We start from the raw sequence: 1,651 nt of genomic DNA, 5'->3' as shown, positions 1-1,651 counted from the left end.
GATCAACTGGACCGGACCATTGATCCACTTGGCGGTCACGAAGGCCGAGAAGGGGACCATGCCGCCACTGGAGTTGCGGGCATACAGGTTGGTCAAATCTTCAGGTTGCAGGCGCTGATTGGCATCAGCCTGCACGATCACGCGCTGCTGGCGGCCCTGGTTGGGAAAATCGTTCACATAGGACGAACCCAGCGCCGTGGAGAGCACACTATTGATCGTCGAGAACGGCACGCCCAATGCATTGGCCTTGTCGCGGTCGATGTCCAGTTGCAACTGCGGCGCATCTTCCAGACCTTCCGGCCGCACACCCGCAAGCACCTTGCTTTGCGCAGCCATGCCCAGGATCTGGTTACGAGCCTGCACCAGCGCCGCATGACCCAGACCAGCACGGTCCTGCAGACGGAAGGTAAAGCCGGTCGCGTTACCCAGTTCCGGGATCGGCGGCGGGTTCAGCGGGAACACGATCGCATCCTTGATCTGCGAGAACGCACCGAAGGCTTTGCGGGCAATGGCGTCAGCCGATTGCGAGGCGTCGCGTTCGGACCAGTCCTTCAGCGGGGTAAACACCAGCGCTGCGTTCTGGCCGTTACCGGAGAACGAGTAACCCAGCACGGCAATGGCGTGTTCCACGGCCGTATCCTTGAGGTAGTACTGCTCGATCTTCTTGACCACCTCCAGAGTGCGCGCGGTGCTGGCGCCCGGCGGCAATTGGACGTTGGTAATGATGTAGCCCTGGTCTTCGTTAGGCAGGAAGGAGGCCGGCAGACGCACATACAGCAAGCCCACGCACGCCACGATCACCACGTAGACGATCATGTAGCGACCGGCCTTGTTGAGCATCTTGCCGATCACGCCCTGGTAGCCACTGGCGGTGCTGTTGAACTTGCGGTTGAACCAACCGAAGAAGCCCTTCTTCTCGTGGTGGTGACCCTTTTCCACGGGTTTCAGGATGGTCGCGCACAGCGCCGGCGTGAGGGTGAAGGCCATCAGCACCGAGAACACCATGGAGGCCACCATCGACAGCGAGAACTGGCGATAGATCGCACCCACCGCGCCACCGAAGAAGGCCATCGGGATGAACACTGCGATCAGCACCAGGGTGATACCGATCAACGCGCCGCTGATCTGGCCCATGGCCTTGCGCGTGGCTTCCGGCGGCGAAAGACCTTCTTCGCTCATGATGCGTTCGACGTTTTCCACCACCACGATCGCATCGTCGACCAGGATACCGATGGCCAGCACCATGCCGAACATGGTCAGCACGTTGATCGAGAAGCCGAACAGCAGCAGCGTGGCAAAGGTACCCAACAGCGCCACCGGCACCACGATGGTGGGGATGATGGTGTAGCGGATGTTCTGCAGGAACAGGAACATCACCAGGAACACCAGCACGATGGCTTCGATCAGGGTCTTGACCACTTCCTCGATCGAGATCTTGACGAACTTGGAGGTGTCGTAGGGGATGGTGTATTTCACCCCGGCCGGGAAGTACTTGGCCAGCTCTTCCATCTTCTTGTGCACGGCGGTGGCGGTACCCAGCGCATTGGCGGTGGGCGAGAGCTGCACGCCGATGAAGGAGGAAGGCTTTGCATCCAGACGACCAGAAGTGTCATAGCTCTGGCCACCCACTTCCACCCGGGCCACGTCGCGC

At 60.6% G+C, this 1,651-nt stretch carries 1 protein-coding gene; it reads right to left on the bottom strand.

Annotated elements, in window-relative coordinates; genetic code table 11:
* Window positions 1-1,651: efflux RND transporter permease subunit (locus I5W_RS10700; protein ID WP_044529209.1), on the bottom strand; the 1,651-nt coding region annotated here is incomplete at both ends.

It is taken from the genome of Herbaspirillum sp. B65, from assembly GCF_000333555.1.
Classification (GTDB): domain Bacteria; phylum Pseudomonadota; class Gammaproteobacteria; order Burkholderiales; family Burkholderiaceae_D; genus Herbaspirillum; species Herbaspirillum rubrisubalbicans.
The sequence above is the reverse complement of the archived record's forward strand: the minus strand, read 5'-3'. Positions and strand labels throughout refer to the sequence as shown.